At 75.6% G+C, this 2,620-nt stretch carries 2 protein-coding genes; both read right to left on the reverse strand.

Annotation, left to right across the window (positions count from 1 at the left end):
- On the reverse strand, positions 1-732 hold a 732-nt coding region (locus GTW08_RS13825; protein ID WP_161152005.1), incomplete at its 3' end, for a DUF4142 domain-containing protein.
- Positions 733-749: 17 nt separating this feature from the next.
- Positions 750-2,126, reverse strand: a complete 1,377-nt coding sequence (locus tag GTW08_RS13830; protein WP_083658629.1) for a ferric reductase-like transmembrane domain-containing protein — start codon at positions 2,124-2,126, stop codon at positions 750-752.
- Positions 2,127-2,620 lie beyond the last annotated feature (494 nt).

The following is a 2,620-nucleotide window of genomic DNA, read 5'->3' on the forward strand; positions in this document are numbered from 1 at the left end:
CGGGCCGGGGGCCGGGCGGCCGCGCCGGTGCAGGGTCATGAGCAGCCCGCCCGCGGCGAGCAGCGCGACCCCGACCACCAGCGCCGGCACGACGACGTCGGACGCGGTGCGGGTCCCGGTCGGCACCGGGTCGGGCGGGGCGGGCAGCGCCGCGTAGTCGACGAGCCCGGTCGACTCCAGATAGCCGATGTGCCGGGAGACGTACACCGACGCATCGTTCGCGAACTGCCGCATGAGCTCGTTGCGGGTGCCGACCTTGACGTCGGTGATCACCGGCAGGACCGAGCCGTGCGCGGCGCGCAGGATCTGCACGAACTGGCGGTCGTAGTCGGTCCCGGTGCGGGCCGTCAGGTCGTTCATCCAGCCGATCTGCTGGTCGTTGGGCCTGCTGGGCAGCAGGACCCCGAGCTGTTCGGCGGTGGAGCGGACCAGCTCGTCGAGGTCGTGGTGCTCGCCGCCGAGCTTGCGGGCGACCTCGCGGACGGCGGGTGAGGTGGCCTGCTGCTCGCCCTGCTGCCCGGTCGGGGCCTCCCAGAGACCGGCGAGCCGCACCTTCTGGAGCAGGTCGCGGTCGGCGGGGCCGAGCGGACCCCACCGGGTCTGCGTCCACCCCTGCTGCTGGTCGGTGGCGGCCGACGTCGCCACCCAGTACTGGGCGAGCACGACGGCGGCGACCGCGGCCAGTGCGGCGAGCACCGACCAGCGGAGCGGGCCGGGGATCCGGCGGGACATGGGTTTTCCTCCCCTTCTCAGACCTGGGCGAACTGCTCGGTGTGCACCCGGTCGTCCGGGACACCGAGCGCGGTGAGGGTGGCGAGGACGTCGCCGACGAGCTGCGGTCGGCCGCAGACGAAGTAGTCGAGCCGGCGGGCCGGGTCGTCGAGGTCGGTCAGGACGGCGGCGAGCAGCGCGGTGTCGATCGGCCCGGTCGCCCCGGACCAGTCCGCCGACGGGCGGCGCAGCACCTCGGTGACCTGCAGGTCGATCAGCGTGCGCAGGTGCGCGAGCTCGGCCCGGAACAGCAGGTCGGCGCGGTCACGGGCGTGCACGACCAGCCGGTACGGCCGCCGGTCGCCGCGGTCGGCGGCGGTGCGCAGCATGCTCATCATCGGGGTGATCCCGACGCCGCCCGCGATCAGCACGAGCCCGGTGGACGGCACCGAGTCCGGGGTGAACGAGCCGTAGGGGCCGTCCACCCAGACCGGGTCGCCGCGACGCAGCTCGCGCAACCGCCCGGCGAAGTCGCCGGTGTGCCGGACGGTGAACTCGACCCGGCCGCGGTCGGACGCCGACGACGCGATGGTGAACGGGTGCTCCTCCACCGACATCCGCTCCAGCCGCAGCCAGGCGAACTGGCCGGGCCGGAACCACGGTCCGGCGTGCCGGCCGGGCCGGGCGAGGACGAGCGTCGACACGGTGGGGCTCTCCGGGCGCACGACGTGCACCCGGAACTCGCCGGTCGCCGCGCGGGCGCCCCAGCGGAGCACCAGCACCGCGACCAGCAGCAGGCCGAGCCCGCCCAGCACGGGCCCCATGACGGCGTCGCCGACCAGGTTGTTCAGCCACAGCACGTGCAGCGACGACGCGCCGACGACGACCGCGGCCAGACTCAGGTGCAGCCAACGCCACACCTCGTGCGAGCCGGACCGGACACCGCGCAGTGCGAGCACCAGCAGCACGACGACCGCGATCGTCGCGAGGGTGGCTGCCTGGCCGCGGGCCGGTGCGGCGAGCGGCACGAGCAGCCCGACACGTTCGGGGTGGTCGGCCACCACGCAGGCGAGGTGCAGCGCGACCAGCACCCCGGCGAGCACGCCGAGCCTGCGGTGCAGGCCGAGCAGGGTCTCCAGGCCGAGGGCGCCGGAGAGCCCGCGCACCCGGGACGGCAGCACCGCGACGATCACCATCGCCGACAGCGCGAGCAGCCCGGTCAGCACCGAGAGCTGGTGCAGCAGCGGCTGCGGTCCGGAACGGAGCATCCAGATCAACGACGGGCCGACGAGGACCGTGACCAGCACGGATCCCCACACCGTGCGGGCGCGGCGGTGCGCCAGCCAGGCGTCGGCGGGCGGCGGGGTGTCCCGCCGCAGGGGTGCGGTGACCGGATGCGGAACCGGGCGGGTCACCGGTCGCCGGGCGTGCGCCCGGCCGGTGAGGGTGCCCGCAGCGGGCGGGGGTGGTGGGTGCGCGAGCGGTGGACCGTCACGGACCGGCCTCGGGCCGGTCGCGGGTGCGACGCTACGGTCGGGCGGACGCCGGGGGCGCGTCCGCGCAGGGGGCGGGTCATCGGATCACTCCGGTTCGTGGAACCGGCCGGGTGGGGAGCCCCGGCCACCGCCGCGGCATCCGGGGGGAGCGGGCCGCGGTGCGGTGACACGAACATAGGAACCCCACCGGGACGGGGTTGCGTTCCTGAGAACGCGCACCGCCGTCCGGTCGTCGGTGTCCGGCGGGCGGGGACCGATCGCTCCGGTCGGAGTACGGACGTACGACCGACCGGCGCGATGACTCTCAGGGACACGACGTTCACCGCGCGCGACCACCGCTGGTCCCGTGCAGTCGGCCTCCGGCGGCGCGGGCGGGCACGCCGGCACAGCCGGAGGCGGCAGCCCCGGGCGCC

Source organism: Pseudonocardia sp. SID8383 (genome assembly GCF_009864975.1).
GTDB classification, from domain to species: domain Bacteria; phylum Actinomycetota; class Actinomycetes; order Mycobacteriales; family Pseudonocardiaceae; genus Pseudonocardia; species Pseudonocardia alni.